This is a genomic window from Robiginitalea aurantiaca (genome assembly GCF_030380815.1).
Classification (GTDB): domain Bacteria; phylum Bacteroidota; class Bacteroidia; order Flavobacteriales; family Flavobacteriaceae; genus Robiginitalea; species Robiginitalea aurantiaca.
On record NZ_JAUDUY010000007.1, the window covers coordinates 59,889 to 81,124 of the forward strand.

The following is a 21,236-nucleotide window of genomic DNA, read 5'->3' on the forward strand; positions in this document are numbered from 1 at the left end:
TATAGGTAGTATTGGATTTAAAACCTAAAAGTAGTTCAGTACTCCGGGAACCCAAATGATTTACATCAGTCCGCGGCCTGGGATTATGGTTTATCAGGGTGTATTTAATGGAGATTTTAAGGTATTCTGGACCTCTGTTACTGTCGTAACTCCTACTTTTGCCACATTGTAAGTTATCCACGATGGAACAAAATAAAGCCATATACATAGCCACTATTGAGGCCAATAGTGGGAAGTCAATTGTCGCCCTCGGCCTGATGCACCTCCTTTTAGGACGGATGGCCCGGGTGGGTTATTTCAGGCCGATCATCAATGATTATCCGGAAGGAGAACAGGACAATCACATCGCCACCATCCTTTCCTATTTTAAAATCCCCATGCAATACGAGGAAGCGTATGCATGTACCCGAAGTGAGGTGGTTCAGAAAAACAGCCGTAATCAGGAGGATCAGGTACTGGATAAGATTATCTCAAAATTCAAGGCTGTCGAGAGCAAATTTGACTTCGTTTTGGTCGAGGGCACTGATTTTGTCGGTGAAGGTGCGATCATCGAATGGGATTTCAATGTGCTGATAGCCAAAAACCTGGGCATTCCGGCCATCATTATTTCCAGTGGACGTGGTAAAACGATTGAAGAATTCGAAAATTCCTTTGTCCTTGCTTGTGATTCCTTTGCCGACAGGGGCGTGAAGGTGCTGATGGTCGTTGCGAATAAGGTGCAGCCGGAAAACCGGGAATTGGTAATCGAAAGACTGGAAAAGGAACTTCCCGGAGATATCCTGATCGGGGCCATCCCGAATAATCCGGCCCTGTCCAACCCCAGTATACGGGAAATCGTCTCTGCGCTTGAGGGCACTGTCTTATTCGGAGATGCGCACCTGGATAATCAGGCAGGTCATTTCGGGGTAGGGGCGATGCAATTGCGTAATTACCTTACACATATGGGCGAGAATTCCCTTGTCATTACACCGGGGGACAGGGCGGATATCATTCTCGGTGCGCTTCAGGCTCATATTTCTAAAAACTACCCGTCCGTTTCAGGAATATTTCTGACCGGCGGACTCATCCCGGAAGATTCCATCATCCGCCTCATCGAAGGGCTTTCGGAAGTTGTTCCCATTATTTCCGTTCAGGAAGGCACCTATAATGCAACCAACAAGGTGGCTGCTGTCAAACCGCGTATTTACCCCGAAAATCACAAGAAAATTGCGCGTTCCCTTAAGGATTTCACGCGTTATATGCCCGAGGATTCGCTTGCAGAGCGCCTGGTTACCTTCAGGGCCAATGGGATAACACCCAGGATGTTCCAGTACAACCTGCTCAAAATGGCCCAGGCACAAGTTAAGCGAATTGTCTTGCCGGAAGGGACGGATGAACGTATCCTCAGGGCGACCAGAGACCTGATCCAAATTCAGGCAGTGGAAATTACCCTTCTGGGGAATGCGGGGGAGATTCGTAAAATGGTTGCCTTGAAGGGTATTGACCTGGACCTTGAGAAGGTACAGATCATCGATCCTAGAAATTCGCCGGATGCGGAAGATTACGCCAATACCCTATACGAACTGCGGAAACATAAAAATATGGACCCGGCCACGGCCAGGGACCTAATGGAAGATGTCTCCTATTATGGCACCATGATGGTTTATAAGGGCCATGCGGATGGCATGGTATCCGGGGCCATGCATACTACACAGCACACCATTCGTCCCGCGCTGCAGTTTGTTAAGACAAGGCCTGAGGTTTCCCTTGTTTCGTCTGTATTCTTTATGTTGCTTGCAGACCGGGTTGTTGTTTTTGGAGATTGTGCGATCAATCCCAATCCGACAGCCGAGGAGCTCGCGGCTATTGCGATTACTTCAGCAGATACGACAATCGCCTTTGGGCTTGAAGCCCGCATTGCCATGCTCTCTTATTCCTCTGGCAGTTCAGGGCAAGGTGCTGATGTGGACAGGGTTCGGGAGGCAACGGCCCTGGTCAGAAAGGAACGGCCCGATCTTTTGGTAGAGGGCCCTATTCAATACGACGCTGCAGTAGATCCTAAGGTAGGCAGAAGCAAACTTCCGGATTCCGAGGTGGCAGGGCGGGCGACGGTTTTTGTATTTCCAGATCTCAACACCGGAAATAATACGTATAAGGCCGTACAACGGGAGACAGGAGCCCTGGCTATTGGTCCGGTTTTGCAGGGTTTGAATAAACCGGTAAATGATTTAAGCAGGGGATGTACAGAGGAAGACGTTTTTAATACTGTTGTGATTACAGCTATTCAGGCTCAAAGGGCCTAGCCCGGAACCGCTAACCGAAACAATCCAATAAAAAACCATGAAGGCGAGAGTGCTAATATTGAATGCCGGGAGTTCCTCCCTCAAGTTTCACTTACTCAATATGCCGGAAGAAGTCTCACTCTGCAAGGGGATGGCCGAACGCCTGGGGACCGAAAATCCGCTGCTGAAGGTAAAGACATCTCAGGCTGAGTGGGAGGAAGCACTCAGGGCTTCGGATCATCAGAGTGCCCTGAAGCGCATTGCGGAAATATTAAACGAACTGCATGTACCTGAAGGTCAGGAAGGTCCTGGGATCAGTGCAATCGGGCACCGGGTTGTACACGGAGGAGCACGGTTTTCATCCACCACAGAGATTACCGATACTGTAAAAGAACAAATCCGGGAACTCTCGACACTTGCGCCCTTACACAACCCCAGGAACCTGGAGGGAATCGTCTTGTCCGAAACCTTTTTTCCTCAGGCTTTCCAGGTGGCGGTTTTCGATACGGCCTTTCACAGGAGTATTCCTGAAAAAGCGCGGTATTATGCAATCCCAAGGGGGCTCTCCGAGTCCGGGGGGATTCAGGTTTACGGCTTCCACGGTACAAGCCATAAATATGTTTTTGAACAGCTCGCTCCAGGGCTTGATAAAGATGCCAAAGTGATTAGTTTGCACTTGGGGAATGGATGTAGTGCAACAGCTATCCGGGGCGGAAAAAGCGTGGATCACAGTCTGGGATTTACCCCCTCCAACGGACTCATCATGGGCACGCGCAGTGGGGACATCGATCATGGTATTGTATTTTATATGATGGAGACACTGGGGTATTCCCGGGAGGAGGTCAACGATATTCTGAACCGGAAGAGCGGCCTTCTGGGACTAACGGGTTATACGGATTTGCGCGACATTCAAAAAGGGGCAGCTTCGGGGAATCCGGAGTGTGGGCTGGCTATGGAGATGGTGGCCTATCGAATCCGAAAATATATAGGGGCCTACACGGCGGCCATGAACGGTCTGGATGCCCTGATTTTTACGGCGGGCATAGGGGAGCATTCTTCGGATCTGCGCAAGATGGTATGCTCGGAGTTGGATGCCTTTGGGATTGAGCTCGACGATGATCTCAATTCGCTTTCCACAAAGGGCAACCGAGCGATTCACGCAGAAGGATCCCGGGTTGAGATCTGGGTCATCCCCACCGATGAAGAGCTTGAAATAGCGCGGCAGACATACAGCTTGTACGCAGATACCCCAGGCGTCAGGAGGACCTGAAAGATTTCAGGTCCTTCGCATAGCTAAATACCAAAGACTTGAACTTTCTGAAATCCAGGGTGAATTTGGCCATTTTGTCTTTCAGGGAGCGATGTGCTTCCCGATAGCGTGCATCTGCGATACCCTGGGTGCCTTTTTCGATCTGACTTAGCAATTGCTCGTGTTCCCTGATTTCATCAGCCAGGTATTCGAAAAGCATTTCGTGCAGGCGGTCCAGATTTCGAAGCATTTCGGACTGGTCTTTTTCATTGGTATCTTTGGTTCCGCCGCCCTCCAAAAGCGAAGCAAAAAAGCGGGTTTCATCTTTCCAGAACGCAACCGTATCTAGCCATTCTGAGCTTTGTTGATGCAGGTCGGCCAGACTTGCCGGAAGCAGGTAGTCAGAGGTACTGGTGAGGTTCTTGGTACTCATGATATCATTGTTAAGGGTTTAAAATTCATCCTTTAGGGTGGTCTGAAGCAATTCCCGGGCCCTCTCGAGCATTTTTTCTATGTGTTCAATCGGAAACCCTTTGATAAGGGAGATATCCTCAAGTGTAAAGAGTTGTTCGGTTGCGAGTTCGAAGACTGAGCGCATATTGGGTGGAAGTTTAAAAAGTGCGCTTTCCATCAATCGGCTGGGTTCTTCTTTGTCATCACTGCGTTCCAGCAGGGCCATTAAATCTTCATGGGAATCGTCCAGAAAAATATTCTTCAACAGGTATTGGTGGTTCTTATAGGAAATATCATCCAGTTCTTCCAGCATCACCAGGTCACCATCCCCGTCTGTGCTGAATTCTTCCAGCATCTGATCCCGTTCTGCCCGGGAATAGTCTGCTATATTGTCGTAGAAATAGGATGTAAATTCCTCCTCCACCTCCATGTCTTCAAGGAGTTTTTCCGCTCTTTTAAAGAGCCAGGCATGGAAGGCATCTTTATCGTGGACTTCATCCAGGTTGTCCCAGACATCGATGATTAATTGATCGAAAAGATCATCGGGTTTGTATTTGTTATGGGAAATCACCCCTTTGGACAGGGCAATTCTAAGGCCCCTGGTTATGTACCTTTTGATATCAGGTAGAAGTGTCAGGAGTAGTTCGTTGAACGCCTTCCCTTTATTTTCCAACCTCAATCTTTGCAGGGACTCAAAATTATCATTTACAAACCGATGGAAATCGGCCTGTCTTTTGTCGTAATGCAGTGTGTTTTTCATCTCGCCTTACATTATGGGGTTATTTCCTCAAGTTCTGTATTCCTCACCCTAAATAAAATGATCTATATCAGTTCCGCTCCGACCTGGAAGTTGAGGTATTGCGGCTCGAAAGATCCGAAAGGTGGGCATTTCCCTATATACCCGGATTAAAACCGCGCAATTACTCCTTGGAAATGATGTACGTCATTTCGGATAAGACATGCGTTTTTTAGATTTATGGCTGAAACAATACATAAACTTTAAAACCTGTAGCCATGAAAACGAATAGTGGAAATGTTGCACTGGCCCTGTTAACAGGCGCTGCAATCGGAGCTGGATTTGGTATTCTCTATGCTCCGGAGAAGGGGTCAAAGACCCGAAAAATGATTAAGAAAAAGGCCACAGAAACGAGCAAGGAAATGGTTCATCGAATCAAAGATGCCCAGGAAGAACTCGCCCGTACTGCCGCTGAAAAACGCGAAATATTTGAGCATCGTCTGGAGGATACCCTGAGCCAGATGAGCTACAAAGCCGATGACATTATCGCCGGCCTGGAACACAAGCTCGAAGATCTGCGGAAAAAGAACGCCCAACTTCAGAAATAAAATATATGGCTTCCCCGGCATATCAGGAACCGGTTATGAAAGTAGTAGGATCTGTACAGTCTTATATGGAGTCCAGTACGGATTACGTTAGACTACATGTGTTCAAAACGCTCATGCGATTATTAACTTCATTTGCGAAGTCATCATCCGTGGGCGTTTTGGTCGTATTGGGACTCATGTTTCTCAGTGTTGGTGGCTCCCTGGCACTTGGAGAATGGTTGGAAAGCTACCCACTGGCCTTTACCCTTACGGGTGTTTTTTATTTCCTGGCCGGTATTGTGGCCTATCTGTTGCGAAGTCGGATTGACCGATGGGTATTAGAGTCTTTTTCCGATATGTACTGGAACAAATAAGCAATGAAATGAAAACCAAATTTTCCTCTTTTGAAGAGATTGACGTACAGCTTGAGATTTTAAGGACCCAACGCCAGCTGAGCCTTTACCGCCTTAAAAGTCAATTGGAAAAGGGTCCGATGGAAATCGTTCGCTCCGGGATCAGGCATGCCGTCTTGCCATCCCTGAAGAATCTGGTCATTGACTGGTCTTTGGACAGGCTTCGCAGACTGCGCAGGACGCTGCGCCCCGAATTACCCCCGGCCGCTTAGCCAAAGTTTGCGATGGCCCGGAGCTGGGTGGGATCGGCGATGAGTATCCTTCGCGCCTTTCCAATTCGAATAACCCCTTTGTCTTTTAAATCTGAAAGCGCCCTGATGACTGTTTCCGTTGCGGTCCCCACCATTCCCGCCAAGTCTTCCCTGGCGATATCGATGCCTTCGTGATTCGCATCCTGAATCAGCCCGGCTCGTTGCAATTTAATCAGCATAAGGGCCAACCTCTGGCGAACAGGCGAATAGGCAAGGTTGACCAGTTGTTCCTGAGCGTCGATCAGGTCTGTTGAAATAAGCGCTATGAATTTTTTTGATACCTCTTTGTTTTCCTCCAAAAGGTGTATAAAGTCTGATTTTGGTATGCGGTAGATTTCCGAATCCTCCAGAATCAGGGCGGACTCAAGATAGGTGCTTCTTGGATTGAGGAGGGATAAAGCCCCTACAAAATTGCCTTCCTGGCTAATTCCGGTGATCAATTCCTTGCCACCCTCTGTAGATTTAAAGGTCTTTACAAGACCCTTTTTGATATAGTAAAGAAAATTTGCCCCATTCCCTTCCGTAAACAGGAGTTCTTTATGCGCATAGTTTTTGGAAAAGTACTTCCGTTCGATGTAATCCAGGTTTAAGAAGGCTGCGGCCTCCTCCAGGAAAGCGTGCAAACCGCTGATATCCCGGCTGAATTCTTTATGCAGAAAATCGTGTCGTTTGAGTCTGGACCGAATTGCCTCCAGAAGTTCGTGTTCTTCGAAAGGCTTGGTCAGATAATCATCAGCTCCGAGGTTCATCCCTTTTCGGATATCGGTTTTATCCGCTTTGGCGCTGAGGAAAATAAATGGGATCCCCGCTGTTTTGGAATCCCCCTGAAGCGCTTCCAGAACCTGGTACCCATCTATCCCGGGCATCATTATGTCGCAGATGATGAGATCCGGAGAAAAGTGTTTTGCTTTTTCTATGCCGGAGGCACCATCTGCACTAGTCTGCACGGTGTAATGAGATAATTCCAGAAGGTCCGCGGTATTCTCGCGCACGTCTTCATTATCTTCAATGATCAGGATCTTTCTCATGTCAGCTCGGTTTAAATTTTATGGGCAGACTCAGGGTAAATGTACTCCCCTTATTCAGTGCACTTTTAAAACGAATAGTCCCGCCCATGAGTTCTGTATATAATTTAACCAGATGTAATCCCAGCCCGGTTCCCGGTATATTTATGGCATTCCTCGCGCGAAAGAAACGATTGAATAACTGATCGTGTTCTTCTTTTGGGATTCCCATTCCACTGTCCTGGACTGCAATGGTAAAATCGGATCCCTTCTTCACGATCTTGATTAAAATACCGCTTTTTTCAGGAGCGTATTTTATGGCATTAGACAAAAGGTTTACGAGGATTTGCCTGAGCAGTTTAGGATCCTGATATACCTCAAGGGTCGAAATGTCAAAGGCCTCTTCAAAGTGCTGGCCAACTTTTAAATTACTTTCTAATTCTTCAAGAACAGACCGGATTAAGTTCAGCGCATCAAAGGTTTCGGGCTGGGCTTCCATCGTTCCTTCTTCCAGGGAACTCAGAGAGAGGAAATCGTCAAGGATGACCACTAAGTTCCGCACGTTGTTTTTGATCTGCCTGAGGTACCGCAAACGCTTATCCTCCATGCCGGGGGTATTCTGCTTTCCGATCAGGATTGCAGAAGAGTGGATCGCACTAAGAGGGGTGCGGAACTCATGGGACGCCATGGAGATAAACCGGGATTTAAGATCATTGAGTTCCTGTTCAATCCGCAGGGCTCGCATAAGGTCTTCTTCGTACCTCTTTTGCTCCGTCACATTGGTGAACACCAGCAGAGCCCATCGGGGAGTATTCTTTGCGTAGAGTGGCATGGAATTCACCGTATAGGAATTCTCTTTAATGTTTATTTCAAAGGAGAGGTGTTTTCCCTTAAGTGTGAGGTTTACTTTTTCTTCGATGTCCTGAAGCGCTCCCTTGGAGAGGGCCGGGGTTTTCCGTATGGTTTTACCCGTAAATTCCCAGTCCTTTAAATCCATACGACTGAGTTCTTCCCCTTCCAGATGAACATACTCACCCTTGGTATTAAAAACCATGATTACCCCTTTTGGGAAGTTCCTGGCAATGGCGGCAAATAATTCCTGATTGGCCTGCGCGCGTTCTTCAGCTTCCCGGGTTGTATTTATTTGGGTTTGAAGGGAGACGTTACTTTCCATGAGCTTCTGGAGCGTAGACTCTACTTCCCGGGTACGTATGGCGACATCTTTTTCAAGATTCTTGGCGTATTTTTCGAGCTTAATATTGCTTTCCTCCAGATGGATTCGGGCCAGGTGACGCTCAATGGCAAGTCCGATAAGTTGGGTGGCGTCTGAGATGATTCCTTTTTCTTCCGTATCAATTCCAAAGGGTTTTCGGCCATAGAATGTGCAGGTGCCAAGTACCTTTTTATCCGAGGAAAGAACAGGGAAGGACCAGCTACTTTTAATTCCAGCCTCCTTAATCGTTTTGAGGAATTTACTCGAAGACTCATTGGTTTTGAGATTCCGGAGCAGGGCAGGTTTACGGGTGATTACGGCCAGGGCGCACGGGCAAACCGGATCTTCTTTTAAGGCTACTTTTCTGAGTTTTTGTGTAAGGACCTTGGGAAGTCCAACTTCAGAAAGGGTTTCAAGCTCTTCACGCTCCGCTTTCCACAATGCGATCTGTAACCCGAAATCCGGAAAATGCAACCTGAGAAAGGAGGTGACCATCCCCGCTATTTTACCCAGGGGTTTGTCCTGTGTTATGGCTTCCAATATTTTCCGGGAATGGTCTTTGCGCTCAACCTCGATAACCCTTTTGCTAATGTCGTTTTGCACTCCGATAAAGTGGGTGAGTCGCCCGGCCTCATCGCGAATCGGCGTAATGGCGAGTTCATTCCAGAATAGCGAACCATCCTTTCGGTAATTTCTCAATACCACCCTGCAGGATGTTCCCTTATCCAGAGCTTCACGGATTAGGGCGACTTTTTCCGGATCCGTTGCCGGCCCTTGCAGGAAGCGGCAATTTTTGCCGAGGGCCTCCGCTTCAGGGTATTGGGTAATATTGATAAAGGCTTCGTTGCAATAAATGATCGGAATGTCCGGCAGGAGCGCATCAGCAATTATTATCCCATTGCCTGCAGCTTCAAGGGCCCTGTTTCGGAGGTTCAGGACTTGTTGTGTAGCCTTGGTCTGGGTTACATTGCGGGCGACTGCAAGGACCTTTTGATCATCCATGCACACAAAACGCATTTCATAGGAAAGCAGGCCCTGCTCTGTGTTAAAATTGAATTCCAGTACTTTGGACAGTCCTGTCTGACAGGATTCTTGTATGGTCTTAAGCATTTCCTCACCCTGGCTTCCGGGAAATACATCCGTGACCAGCTTGCCTTTAATGCGGTCCTCCTTAAAGCAATGAGGAGAGTGGATGGACTCTTTTACCCTGAGGATGGTGCCACGGTTGTCGTGAAGAAGAATAACATCCGGAATAGCTTCCAGGATCGCGCGGTTCCGGGCCTCACTCTCGCGAAGTTGATCTTCTGCCCGTTTTTGTTCTGTGATGTCTACCCCGGAACAAATCAGGCCCGTGGGATTTCCTGCGGGATTTTTTAAAAGTGCATTCTGCCATCGGATCAGTCGTGTTTCACCAGATTGAGAAGTGACCGGACTTTCAAAATAATCGGATAGTGCCCTTCCGACCCTGAAAGTTCGCTCAAAGAGGATTTTAAGCCTTTTTTGTTCGGATTCCCCGCTTATAAAAGGCAGCCACTTCTGGTTCAAAACAGATTCCATAGGGTATCCAAGCACTTCACACGCTTTGCGGTTTACAAGTGCAATGCTGAAGTCGGGTCTCAGTACGATAAACATGGAACCGGCTGAGTCGAGGTAGTTCCTCAAAACGCTCTTCTCCTTAAGAAGATCCATTTCATTGCGCGCACTGCTGGTGAGGTTTCTTATCATCGCAACCATCCGTTGATCGTTCAGCGGGAACAGGCTGATCTCGAAATGCATTCGCGGGTTCCCCCTGGTTGAAAAGTCCAGTTGGGCGGGTTCCTGTTTCTCAATGACCCCCTCAATGGCCCGAAGGAGTTCTATGCTGATATGCCCGGGCAGGTATTCTGTAATATTACAGCCATAGGGATCTTGATCTGTTGAGAGAAATGTATCCAGATGCGTTTGGGGAAAGCCGATGATGGAGCCCTTCATACCCAGAAGAAACATTGCCTCGGCCCTGTTGCCTTGTAAGGCTTCCAATAGTCCGGTATTCGGTGCTGTTTTCTTCATGATCAGATCAATTTCAGATATGGCCTGCCTGAGCGCCACCCCTCGATTCAGAAAGCCCAAATGATCCATCAGGGCATTATCCTGGTTGACTGTACGGATAGCGCCATAGGAGGTTCAGATGACCTCTAACTATAAAGGTAGGACCGTATTGAGAAGATTTATATGACAATGGTCATACAGGTCACGCTTCTAACTATATTTGAATTCAATTTAAGGCACATGAAAATAGCCCTAACCCTGTCAGGAGGCGGATATCGTGGAATTGCACATGTCGGTGTTCTCAAAGCGCTAGAAGAGGCTGGAATTAAGCCCGAAGCGATCTCCGGGACCAGTGCCGGAGCTGTGGTTGGAGCACTATATGCAAACGGCATGTCCACCGGGGATATGCTCAATTTTTTTAAGAGCATTCAACTGTTCAGTATTGGAAATTTAGCCTTCGGAAAACCGGGATGGGTAGATCCGGATAGTTTTTATGATCGTTTTCGTAAAATATTTCCAGCTGACGATTTCGCCGCCTTAAAAATCCCGCTTCAGGTTACCGCAACGGATATCCTGAATGGGGAATTAAAAATATTCAGTGAAGGCCCGCTGATCAAGGCGCTTTTGGCCTCTGCTGCATTCCCGGGATTTTTTGCTCCCGTCGAGGTAGGGAAGGGGTACTACGTAGACGGCGGGGTGCTCAATAACTTTCCGGTAGACCTACTACGGGAGGAGGCTGAATTCCTGATTGGGGTTTATGTCACCCCCTTCGGGCCTACGGAAAAATCCAAAATACGACACTCCATTTCCGTTCTGGATCGCGTCCTGAAAATTAAATCGGCTACGGATTCCATTCGAAAGTTTGATATGTGCGATATGCTGGTTTACCCTAAAGAACTGGGTCGTTTCAGCACTTTTCTTGAAAATGATCTGGATACGATATTCGAGCTCGGATATCAGGAAGCCAAAAAGAGTATTGAAGAGGCTTCAGGCAGTCTTCCTGTATCATAAAATATAAAACATCCCTGCACCGCGCACTTATGGACAATTTGCAGCACAGGGATAGGTAAATTGAAAGGCTTTTTCAGCCAACTTCAATCACCTTTGCAGCCTTTTTCTGAGGTATTTCCTTCTTGTTCAATCTGAAATTAAGGATTCCATCATTGTATTTAGCCTCGATGTCTTCTTCCCGGACAGATTCCGGCAGTTGGAGAGACCGAGTAAAGGACGAATAGTTGAATTCCCGACGGGTGTAATCTTCAGATTTATCTTCTTCAGTTACTTCTTTTTCCGCAGCGATATTCAGGCATCCGTTTTCAATGGTGATCGTAAAGTCTGTTTTTGCAAATCCGGGTGCAGCGAGTTCGATTTCAAAATGGTCTTTGGTTTCCCTGATATTCAATGCGGGTTCCACGGTTTTTCCATTCCAGAAATCGGCGTTCATCAGGCCGGATTTCCACATACGCTCGTCAAAAAAATTATCGAGGTTGAAAAAGTCCTCAGATAAAAGTTTTCCAGGGTGTCTCTTTTTAAATTTCATCAGTTCCATAACTTCTAATTTTAAGGTTAAACTTCTAATTGTGGTATATCAAACCCAAATTAGGAAGGAGGTTTGTTTTTTGAAATGATCCAGATCAGCAGGCCGACTTTTGGGAAAACAAAATTGTTCCAAAGATTTCTCTCTCACCGTTTTTCCACTCCCGTATTTTTTACGAAATTGCGCCATCTTAGAAGGGATATTAGCTCAGTTGGTTTAGAGCGCTGCCTTGACAGGGCAGAGGTCACCGGTTCGAATCCAGTATATCCCACATCACTCAGAAAACCCACGTCCACAGGACGAGGGTTTTTCCATTTCGGACCGCTGCGAGTTTACTCGTTAGCGAGGACGAATTGGAAAAAAACAACAGGCCCGTAAGGGGCTGCGGGTTTTAGTTTTCTATTTGCAGGTATGGGATGTATCTGGATCACAGCGTTAGCTGTAATACATCGGGCACTCGGCCCTATTAGCAGAGTTGGAATATCCGGATGGTAGCGGCTTTGGTTGCCAAAACTTAGAAATGCGAAACGATATTTTACAAGTGATCCTGCAATCGCTCCAGCGCCATACCCCTCGAGGCTTTTATCAATACCGTTGCCGGACCTGAAATTGGATGCGATTTAAGATAATCAGCCAATTCTTCAAAAGACTCGAATTGATGGGCATCGGTGGTAGTTCTGGAAAAGGCCTTCCCGACCAGTATGAGGGATTCCAGATCCAAAGAGGAAGCCAAATCTGCTATTGACTGATGCTCAATTGCCGCGTCTTCACCCAATTCAAACATATCTCCCAAAATGGCAATCTTTTTTGTTTGCTCAAGACCGGACAGATGTTTCAGAGCCGCAGCCATGCTGCTGGGGTTGGCGTTGTAGGCGTCCAGCAAAACCTGGAGTTTTCCCACCTCCAGGAGTTGGGAACGATTATTTTCGGGCACATAAGATTCAATACCCATGCGTATCTCCGGGAACGGGACGTTAAAATAGTTGCCGATAAGTACGGCAATCGCACAATTGCTGAAATTATAGGCCCCGCTAAGCGATGTTTCAATCAAGTTGCCATCGACCTTGAGTTTTACATAAGGGTCTGCCCCGAGATCTTTAATGATGGTATGGGCCGGGTCCGTCGTGCTGAAACCTATTGTTTTGTCATATCCCTGAAGCTTCTCCCGCTGAATGGGATCATCTGCATTGAAAAAGATCGTTTTCCCTGTAGCCCGGAGGTAATCGTACATTTCGCTCTTCCCTTTGATGACGCCCTCTATCCCTCCGAATCCTTCCAGGTGAGCTTTCCCATAGTTTGTAATATATCCGAAGTCGGGTTCTGCCAGCTCGCATAAAAAAGCAATTTCCCGCTGGTGGTTGGCCCCCATTTCCACAATCATCATCTCGGTTTGCTTTTGCAGTCCCAAAAGGGTAAGCGCAACCCCGATATGGTTGTTGAGGTTTCCTTGGGTTGCCTGGGTGCGATAAGAGCGTTCCAAAACACTCAGAATAAGTTCTTTTGTAGTGGTTTTGCCATTGCTCCCCGTAAGTGCAATTACGGTAGCCTGGCACTGTCGCCGGTGATGCCTGGCCAATTTCTGTAAGCAGCTGAGGGCATCAGGTACCAAAAGGGTTTTGGGCCCGCTGACGTATTCCGCTTCGTCTACTATAGCAAATGCAGCCCCTTTTTCCAGGGCTTCATCCGCATAGGTATTTCCGTTGAAGTTAGGCCCTTTCAGGGCAAAAAATAAACTATCCGGGACGATATTCCTACTGTCGGTACTGATCCTCGGATGGTTGCAAAAACGCGTGTAAATTTCTTCCAGGCTCATGCCGTAAATATAAAAAGCCCTGACCGAAAAGTCAGGGCTTTTTTTTAGCTTCCAGGGAGAATCTTAACCTTTAACTTTCTTCCCTCGGATCGTCTTGTTTTTTCCTTTGGATTTGCTTCCCACTCTGGACATCGCACATCGGAAGCCGATATAGTCGGTGGCCATATATTGTGGCATGTATCTCCTTTGAGCAGGATCTAACCAGTACGCGCGATCTCTCCATGATCCTCCTTTGTACACCCGCACTTCATCATTGATAAGTGATGTTCTGTAGTTACTCTTGTCGTATTCCCGGACAAGTTTTCCTTCCTCATCACGCTCAACCTTATGTATGGGTGAATTGTACATTTGTTTGTCGGACTCTTCGCCTTCTTCATCACTGAAGCGATCAAAGAATCTGGAAGATCCCGGATCTCCGTCCCGGTATCCGCGGTTATCACTTTTTGAGAAGTTTGTTCTCAGATAGGTGTCTTCTTCATCAACTGCGACCATTTTAACTTCTCCCGGAAGGTTGACAGCCACGATTTTTCCGTTGGGAAGCGTATCGTATACGATTTCACCTTCCGGCAGGACCATTACTTTACCATCTTCTCCAATGGCTTTTTTCATAAAGATGTTACCCCTGTAGTAGTTGAAGTCACTGATTTCATCATCTACTATTGGACGATACACATCAGCTACCCATTCAGCAACGTTTCCGGCCATGTCGTACAATCCAAGATCGTTGGGCTTATAGGACATTACAGGAGCAGTAATATCAGCTCCGTCATCGGACCATCCGGCAATTCCGCCGTAATCCCCTTTACCTTGCTTGAAGTTGGCAAGCTGATCACCTCTACCGACCCTCTGGCCGTTACGGGTATAGTCGCCTTCCCATGGATATTTCTTTCTTCCGCGGTAATTGTTGTATTCACGGGTCCCCACAAGGGCAGCCGCTGCATACTCCCATTCTGTTTCTGTAGGGAGACGATAGGCCGGCATCAGGATACCGCTACTTCTTTTTGCAAACGAAGGCACCGAATCCTTAACGTTCTTACCCATCAGGGTATCTATCTGTCCACCATAAACGGACTTGGGGGCGTTCAGATAAGTTTCCGTACTGAAATTTCCTTCAATTTCACCGTTCATCGCCCGGTATTTAACATCTTCCGCCAAATAGCCTTCGCGTTCCAGCATGGCTTCATTTACCCTGTCCGTACGCCATTCGGCAAATTGGGTAGCCTGGATCCAATTCACACCAACGACCGGATACTCTGCATAAGCGGGATGCCGCAGGTAGTTATTGGTCATGGTTTCATTATATCCCAGCCTGTTTCTCCATACCAGGGTATCCGGAAGTGCACCGACATAGATATTGGTATACTTGGGATCTTCTGGTGGATAAACACTCTTGAGATAATCCAGGTACTCCAGATACATCACATTGGTCACCTCGGTCTCATCCATATAGAAGGACTGAACGTGCTGCGTTGTAGGGGTGTTGTTCCAGTCGTGCATAACATCGTCCTGAACTTTCCCCTTTGTGAAGGTACCTCCCTCAATGAAGACGAGTCCAGGGGCAGTTTCCTGCTCTTTGAAATCAGAATTATACTGAAATCCCCCTTCCTTATCGTTGATTTTCCATCCGGTGGCTCTAGAAATATCTTTGGACCCTGAAGACTTCTTGCAACTTTGCATGCTCAGGGATCCGACGACAATGGCTGCCAAAAGGAATGTGCTGGTACGTGTTTGTTTCATCTGTATTTCGAACTTAGGTTTCGGATCGGGCCTTTAGTGGCCTTAGGTCTAATTTTAAATGCTATTCGGCTAATTAAACGGGTAAAAGTTCAATATATTTTACATCTTTATCAAAATCTGTAATTGGCCTAAAACATTCAGTTTCCTGTCTTGTTTGCTTTGATAACGAGTAATTCGCAAATCTAGTATAAGGCCCCGGAGGTTTTTAAACCCGGTTGACGAGCCTGTAGAACAGATCATTGAATGTCGGTCATTTCCATGCCCCTATATATTAATAGGTATAAATTCGATTTCAAACTTCGTAAAAACCCCGAAGGTTTAGGTATGTTTGACATAAGAATATTAAAAAATTGCCGTTACCATAGAATACGCCGGCTTTTCACGTAGGTATAGACAGCTGGTTTACGCCCTTTTCAACAAGGGTTTCTTAGTTAAGAAGCACATTGTTATAATGAAAAAAATTTTGCTAGTAATTCTGATTGCCGCTTCATTAGAAGGGTTCGGTCAGCAAGAAAGAGTCATAACAACTGCAGTGCCATTCCTGAGAATTGCCGCAGATGCCAGATCCTCGGCTATTGGTGATATCGGAGTATCCTCATCGATTGATGGCTTTTCGCAACAATGGAATCCCGCTAAATTTGCCTTTGCAGAACGAAAAATGGGTATTGGAATTAGTTACACCCCCTACCTGGAGAGTCTGATTACGGATATCGCGCTGCTGAACGGAAGTTATTTTAATAAGATTAACGATCAAAGTGCTTTTGGGGTATCCATACGGTATTTCACTTTAGGTGAGATCGAATTGCGTAATTCCTTTGAGGAAATCGGTACCCTTGTCAAGCCTAACGAGTTGTCTATCGACGGATCGTATTCATTGAAATTAAGCGAGCAGTTTTCCATGGCGGTCGCAGGACGTTTTATAAGTTCTAACCTGGAAATCCCCCAATTGGGTAATGCCGTTCAGTCGGGAAAGACATTCGCGGTGGATATTGCCGGGTATTACTACGGACGAGAGCGGGCATACGATAATTTTGACGGAAGATGGGTTTGGGGATTCAATATCTCTAACCTCGGACCGAAAATCCAGTACGATGCAGGGGGTCAGGAAAACTTCATTCCTACGAACCTCGGCCTTGGCGGTGGGTTCGATTTTATTTTCGATATGGATAACGCTTTGTCCCTCAGGGGAGAGTTCAACAAACTGCTGGTGCCGACCCCCCAGGATTTCAACGGGAATGGTTTTCTGGATCAGGAGGATAATGCCATATACCAGGAGATCGGATGGTTCGAAGGAGTATTCAAATCCTTTACGGACGCCCCTGATGGCCTGAGCGAAGAATTAAAGGAGATTACCTGGGCACTCGGAGCAGAATACGTCTTTCGGGAGGCGTTTATGCTCCGAGCCGGGTATTTCAACGAGAGTGAAGAGAAGGGTTTTCGCAAGTTCTTCAGTATGGGTGCTGGGTTCCGGTATAACAATGCACAAATTGACCTTTCCTATCTGTTTTCAACGGCACAGGTAAGGAATCCTCTGGAGAACACTCTGAGATTTTCCCTGACCTTTTACCTGGGACAGGAGTACTACAACGACTAAACAACTCTATCGTTACCTATAGACCCGCGGGGAAACCCAGCGGGTTTTTTTATGCCCTTAGCGCTTCTTTTATTTATCGTGGGCAGTATCTTTAACTATGGAAAAACGACATTTTGGTTTTGAGGTTTGTGTATATAAGGACGAAATGGAGCTGTCCGCCGGGGATCGCGCTTTGTTGGCACGCGCCAGGGACGCAGCTTCGGGAGCCTATGCGCCCTACTCCGGATTCAGAGTTGGGGCTGCGCTTAGCCTTAAGTCGGGTGAAGTGATCATCGGGAATAACCAGGAAAATGCCTCATACCCCTCCGGTCTATGCGCCGAGCGCGTGGCCGTTTTTCAAAAAGGTGCGCGTTTTCCGGATGGTGTAATCGGGGTTTTGGCGGTGGTGGCAATGTCCCCGGGTCAGGGCTTGAAAGTGCCTGCCGCCCCTTGTGGAAACTGCAGGCAATCCCTCCTGGAATACGAGGTTCGTCAGGAAAAACCCATCCGTATTCTGCTCCAGGCAGATCATGGGCTGATTTACGAATGTCCCTCCGTAGCGGCCCTGCTTCCCCTGGGGTTCGATAAGACCTATCTCGACGCTTGAATTCTCCTCGATTTCAGGAGGCCCAGTCTTTGGGTTCCATTTTTTTTTCCGAATTGATTTAATGTGTATTTTTGCTCCTCCACGTCGGGAAAACAGGCACGCTGTCTCGGTTTTCTGACCTCAAATACGATAGAAAATTGCCTTCATGAAAAAAGTTACCAAAGAGGTATACCTGAACTGGTATGAGGAAATGTTGTTCTGGCGGAAGTTTGAAGACAAGCTGGCCGCGGTTTATATCCAACAGAAAGTAAGAGGATTCCTGCACCTCTATAACGGACAGGAGGCAGTGTTGGCCGGGTCACTCCATGCTATGGAACTCGGTAAGGACCGGATGATCACGGCCTACCGGAACCATGTGCAGCCCATAGGAATGGGGGAAGACCCCAAACGGGTAATGGCTGAACTCTACGGAAAGGTAACCGGAACCTCCAAAGGCATGGGAGGCTCAATGCATATTTTTTCCAAAGCCCATAATTTCTATGGGGGACATGGGATCGTAGGTGGACAGATTCCACTGGGGGCAGGTTTGGCCTTTGCCGATAAGTATTTTGAAAGGGATTCCGTAACCCTGTGCTATATGGGTGACGGGGCGGTTCGGCAGGGTAGCCTGCACGAGGCGTTTAACCTGGCAATGCTCTGGCAGTTACCCGTGGTATTTATCTGTGAGAACAATGGCTATGCCATGGGGACTTCCGTAGCGAGAACGGCCCATACTACGGATATCTGGAAACTCGGTCTTGGATATGAAATGCCTTGTGGCCCTGTAGATGGAATGAACCCAGTGGCTGTTGCTGAAGAGGTCAGTAAGGCTATTGAACGCGCCAGGAGTGGTGGCGGTCCTACTTTCCTTGAAGCCAAAACATATCGGTACCGGGGGCACTCCATGTCGGATGCCCAGCATTACCGAACCAAAGATGAGGTTGAGGAATACAAAAAAATCGACCCCATCACCCAGGTAAAAGATGTTATTCTGGAGAAGAAGTACGCAACGGAAGCAGAGTTGAAGGAAATTGACGCACGTGTAAAGGAGCGGGTAAAAGAGTGCGAGAAATTTGCCGAAGAATCTGATTTCCCACCCGTAGAGCAATTATACGATGTGGTGTACGAACAGGAGGACTATCCATTCCTGCAACATAAATTATAACAGAGAGTCAGATGGCTGAGATTATCACAATGCCCCGATTGAGCGATACCATGGAGGAAGGAACCGTGGCAAAATGGCTCAAAAATGTGGGAGATAAGGTTGAGGAAGGCGATATCCTTGCTGAAATAGAAACGGACAAGGCCACTATGGAATTTGAGTCGTTTCATGAAGGTACCCTGCTTCATATCGGAATTCAGGAAGGAGATGGGGCTCCGGTAGATGCCCTGCTCGCCATTATCGGGTCGGAAGGCGAGGATGTTTCAGCGCTTCTGGACGGAGCGGCTGCACCTGCAGCTGATCCTTCAGATAAGGCGGAAACCACATCCAAACCGACTCCCGACGATGCTAAAACAACAGCATCGCCGGCAGCTGAAGTCCCGGAAGGGGTGGAAATCATCACAATGCCCCGCCTGAGTGATACCATGGAAGAAGGTACGGTAGCCACATGGCTGAAAAAAGTAGGGGACACGGTCGAGGAAGGCGATATTCTGGCGGAAATCGAAACGGACAAGGCCACTATGGAGTTTGAGTCTTTCTATTCCGGAACCCTGCTCCATATTGGAATTCAGGAAGGAGAATCCGCACCGGTAGATGCCGTCCTTGCCGTAATCGGGCCTTCTGGAACAGATGTCTCAGCAGTATTGAATTCAACTGCGGGAACCCCGGAATCCGTCACGGATACCCCTGAGGCTTCAGGAGAAACTCAGACCGCAGTTTCTGAAACTCCCCAGGCACCCCAGAGTCCGGAATCACCACAGGGAGATCGAATTTTCGTTTCCCCCCTCGCGCGAAGGATTGCAGCTGAAAAAGGAATAGACCTCAACCAGGTTAAGGGATCTGGTGATGGAGGCCGGATTGTAAAACGTGATATCGAAAACTTCGTGCCCTCGGCTAAGCCCGAGGCAGCCGAGAAATCACAGGCGTCCGAACAAAAGGCTGCTCCTGTTACTACGTATGTTCCCGCTGGGGAAGAGGCCGTGGAAGAGGTTAAGAATTCTCAAATGCGCAAGGTGATTGCCAAACGCCTTAGCGAATCAAAATTCTCTGCTCCGCATTACTATCTCACCATCGAGGTGGATATGGAACAGGCAATGGCTTCCCGGGCCAGCATTAATGCACTGCCCGACACCAAGGTGTCTTTTAATGATATGGTGGTGAAAGCCTGTGCGATGGCGCTCAGAAAGCACCCACAGGTAAATACCTCATGGAGTGCAGATGCCATGAAGTACAATAAACACATCCATATTGGAGTGGCTGTTGCTGTAGATGAAGGCCTGGTCGTTCCCGTATTGAAATTCGCAGATCAGATGAGTCTTACTCAGATCGGGGCGAATGTAAAAGACCTTGCAGGAAGGGCACGCATCAAAAAAATAGCCCCGGCAGAAATGGAGGGAAGCACTTTTACGGTTTCTAATTTGGGGATGTTTGGTATCCTTGAGTTCACCTCAATCATCAACCAGCCCAATTCAGCAATTTTATCTGTTGGAGCTATTGTTGAAAAACCCGTGGTGCGCAATGGGGAAATAAAGGTAGGACATACGATGAAAGTTACATTGGCCTGTGATCATCGAACTGTGGACGGAGCAACAGGTTCCCAATTTCTGCAGACCCTTAGGGCATATCTGGAGCACCCGGTAACTATGCTTGCATAATACAGGAACAAAAACCTTCAGGATCTAACCTAAAAGAATGCCAACAACACCCATGTACCGGATTGCGATCCTGCTGTTCTCGGCTATCGTGCTCTATTCCTGTGGGAGTAAAGTTCCCAGTTCAAAGCAAATGAACAGTGTGGTTACCTATCTGGCCGGGAATGATCTCATGGGAAGGGATACAGGGTCTGAGGGAATTGAAAAAGCGGCCGTTTTTCTCGAAGATGCCCTGGCGGACTATGGTATTGATCCCCTTTTTGAGAGCTATCGGGATCGCCTGTCCAATTCAAAGACAGAAGCTTTCAACGTGGTGGGGGTTATCGAAGGTACAGACCCTGAATTGAAAAACGAATATATCCTTATCGGGGCGCACTATGACCATATCGGCGTGGTTCCCGCCAAGGATGGAGATGAAATTGCCAACGGGGCAAATGACAATGCCTCAGGAACTTCGACCGTACTGGAACTCGCAAGATATTTTGGCAAAAACAAAGCTACCAGGCGCAGTCTGATTTTTGCATTTTTCAGCGCTGAGGAAAAAGGTTTGTTGGGGTCTAAACACCTGGCGACGGCTTTAAAGGACTCGGGTGTGAACCTCTATGCCATGCTCAACTTTGAAATGACCGGAGTCCCTATGCAGGGAAAGGACTACCTGTTGTATCTAACCGGTTATGAGATGTCCAACCTGGCGCAGGTTGCTAATTCCTACGGGGGATCAGATTTGGTGGGGTATCTTCCCAGGGCAAAGGAGTACAATTTGTTCCAGCGATCGGATAATTATGCTTTCTGGGAAATTTACGGAGTCCCCTCCCATACATTTTCAACTTTTGATTTTGAGAATTACAACTTTTACCATCAACCGGGAGATGAGGCGGACCTTATGGATTACGGGCATATGGCTGAAATCGTCGGCCGGATAATTCCGGTTATAGAAGGGATGGGCAATAGCACAGATCAAGAGCTCAAACTCAACTAGAG

The 21,236-nt window shown here is 47.5% G+C and carries 18 protein-coding genes and 1 tRNA gene; 12 read left to right on the forward strand and 7 right to left on the reverse strand.

Annotation, left to right across the window (positions count from 1 at the left end):
- Positions 1-182: 182 nt before the first annotated feature.
- The gene (gene pta, locus QU605_RS12395; RefSeq protein WP_289725640.1) at positions 183-2,282 is read left to right on the forward strand and encodes a phosphate acetyltransferase; all 2,100 of its coding nucleotides are present in this window, start codon (positions 183-185) and stop codon (positions 2,280-2,282) included.
- Between the two features lie 37 nt (positions 2,283-2,319).
- Positions 2,320-3,531 (forward strand): acetate/propionate family kinase, encoded by a 1,212-nt coding sequence (locus QU605_RS12400; RefSeq protein ID WP_289725641.1) that lies wholly within the window; start codon positions 2,320-2,322, stop codon positions 3,529-3,531.
- On the opposite strand, the gene QU605_RS12405 is transcribed toward QU605_RS12400, so the two are convergent.
- On the reverse strand, positions 3,518-3,943 hold the full coding sequence (locus QU605_RS12405) for a hypothetical protein (protein WP_289725643.1): 426 nt from the start codon (positions 3,941-3,943) through the stop codon (positions 3,518-3,520). The two genes, QU605_RS12400 and QU605_RS12405, sit on opposite strands and share 14 nt — an antisense overlap.
- A gap of 18 nt (positions 3,944-3,961) precedes the next feature.
- Complete coding sequence (locus QU605_RS12410; RefSeq protein WP_289725644.1) at positions 3,962-4,723, reverse strand: RNA polymerase sigma factor; 762 nt, start codon at positions 4,721-4,723, stop codon at positions 3,962-3,964.
- A gap of 254 nt (positions 4,724-4,977) precedes the next feature.
- Between QU605_RS12410 and QU605_RS12415 the strand changes: the two genes are divergently transcribed.
- From QU605_RS12415 to QU605_RS12425, 3 genes are read left to right on the forward strand one after another with little or no spacing between them, the layout of a single operon-like run.
- Positions 4,978-5,307: a YtxH domain-containing protein gene (locus QU605_RS12415; protein ID WP_289725645.1), complete on the forward strand. Its 330-nt coding sequence runs from the start codon at positions 4,978-4,980 to the stop codon at positions 5,305-5,307.
- Between the two features lie 5 nt (positions 5,308-5,312).
- A complete protein-coding gene (locus tag QU605_RS12420) occupies positions 5,313-5,660 on the forward strand; it encodes a phage holin family protein (RefSeq protein ID WP_289725646.1) in 348 nt (115 codons plus the stop codon).
- An 8-nt stretch (positions 5,661-5,668) separates the two neighbouring features.
- The gene (locus tag QU605_RS12425; protein WP_289725647.1) at positions 5,669-5,911 is read left to right on the forward strand and encodes a hypothetical protein; all 243 of its coding nucleotides are present in this window, start codon (positions 5,669-5,671) and stop codon (positions 5,909-5,911) included.
- Here QU605_RS12425 and QU605_RS12430 read toward each other — a convergent pair.
- On the reverse strand, positions 5,908-6,978 hold the full coding sequence (locus QU605_RS12430; protein ID WP_289725648.1) for a response regulator: 1,071 nt from the start codon (positions 6,976-6,978) through the stop codon (positions 5,908-5,910). The two genes, QU605_RS12425 and QU605_RS12430, sit on opposite strands and share 4 nt — an antisense overlap.
- A gap of 1 nt (position 6,979) precedes the next feature.
- Positions 6,980-10,216 (reverse strand): PAS domain S-box protein, encoded by a 3,237-nt coding sequence (locus tag QU605_RS12435; protein ID WP_289725649.1) that lies wholly within the window; start codon positions 10,214-10,216, stop codon positions 6,980-6,982.
- Positions 10,217-10,435: 219 nt separating this feature from the next.
- On the opposite strand from QU605_RS12435, the gene QU605_RS12440 reads away from it, so the two are divergent.
- Complete coding sequence (locus tag QU605_RS12440; RefSeq protein WP_289725650.1) at positions 10,436-11,206, forward strand: patatin-like phospholipase family protein; 771 nt, start codon at positions 10,436-10,438, stop codon at positions 11,204-11,206.
- 73 nt (positions 11,207-11,279) lie between these two features.
- Here QU605_RS12440 and QU605_RS12445 read toward each other — a convergent pair whose 3' ends face one another.
- On the reverse strand, positions 11,280-11,744 hold the full coding sequence (locus QU605_RS12445) for an Hsp20/alpha crystallin family protein (RefSeq protein ID WP_289725651.1): 465 nt from the start codon (positions 11,742-11,744) through the stop codon (positions 11,280-11,282).
- 184 nt (positions 11,745-11,928) lie between these two features.
- Here QU605_RS12445 and QU605_RS12450 point away from each other — a divergent pair.
- Positions 11,929-12,003, forward strand: a tRNA-Val gene (locus QU605_RS12450).
- 264 nt (positions 12,004-12,267) lie between these two features.
- Here QU605_RS12450 and QU605_RS12455 read toward each other — a convergent pair.
- Both QU605_RS12455 and gldJ read right to left on the reverse strand, forming a co-directional pair.
- Positions 12,268-13,545: a UDP-N-acetylmuramoyl-tripeptide--D-alanyl-D-alanine ligase gene (locus QU605_RS12455; RefSeq protein ID WP_289725652.1), complete on the reverse strand. Its 1,278-nt coding sequence runs from the start codon at positions 13,543-13,545 to the stop codon at positions 12,268-12,270.
- A gap of 63 nt (positions 13,546-13,608) precedes the next feature.
- Complete coding sequence (gene gldJ / locus QU605_RS12460; RefSeq protein ID WP_289725653.1) at positions 13,609-15,282, reverse strand: gliding motility lipoprotein GldJ; 1,674 nt, start codon at positions 15,280-15,282, stop codon at positions 13,609-13,611.
- 451 nt (positions 15,283-15,733) lie between these two features.
- On the opposite strand from gldJ, the gene porV reads away from it, so the two are divergent.
- The 5 genes from porV to QU605_RS12485 all read left to right on the forward strand — a co-directional run bounded on the left by porV (position 15,734) and on the right by QU605_RS12485 (position 21,234).
- Complete coding sequence (gene porV, locus QU605_RS12465; RefSeq protein WP_289725654.1) at positions 15,734-16,876, forward strand: type IX secretion system outer membrane channel protein PorV; 1,143 nt, start codon at positions 15,734-15,736, stop codon at positions 16,874-16,876.
- A gap of 97 nt (positions 16,877-16,973) precedes the next feature.
- Positions 16,974-17,462, forward strand: a complete 489-nt coding sequence (locus QU605_RS12470) for a cytidine deaminase (RefSeq protein ID WP_289725655.1) — start codon at positions 16,974-16,976, stop codon at positions 17,460-17,462.
- 145 nt (positions 17,463-17,607) lie between these two features.
- Entirely contained in the window at positions 17,608-18,606 is a 999-nt protein-coding gene (gene pdhA / locus QU605_RS12475; protein WP_289725656.1) for a pyruvate dehydrogenase (acetyl-transferring) E1 component subunit alpha, read from the forward strand.
- Between the two features lie 11 nt (positions 18,607-18,617).
- A complete protein-coding gene (locus QU605_RS12480; RefSeq protein ID WP_289725657.1) occupies positions 18,618-20,258 on the forward strand; it encodes a pyruvate dehydrogenase complex dihydrolipoamide acetyltransferase in 1,641 nt (546 codons plus the stop codon).
- 37 nt (positions 20,259-20,295) lie between these two features.
- Positions 20,296-21,234, forward strand: a complete 939-nt coding sequence (locus tag QU605_RS12485) for a M28 family metallopeptidase (protein WP_289725658.1) — start codon at positions 20,296-20,298, stop codon at positions 21,232-21,234.
- The last annotated feature ends 2 nt before the right edge of the window (positions 21,235-21,236 follow it).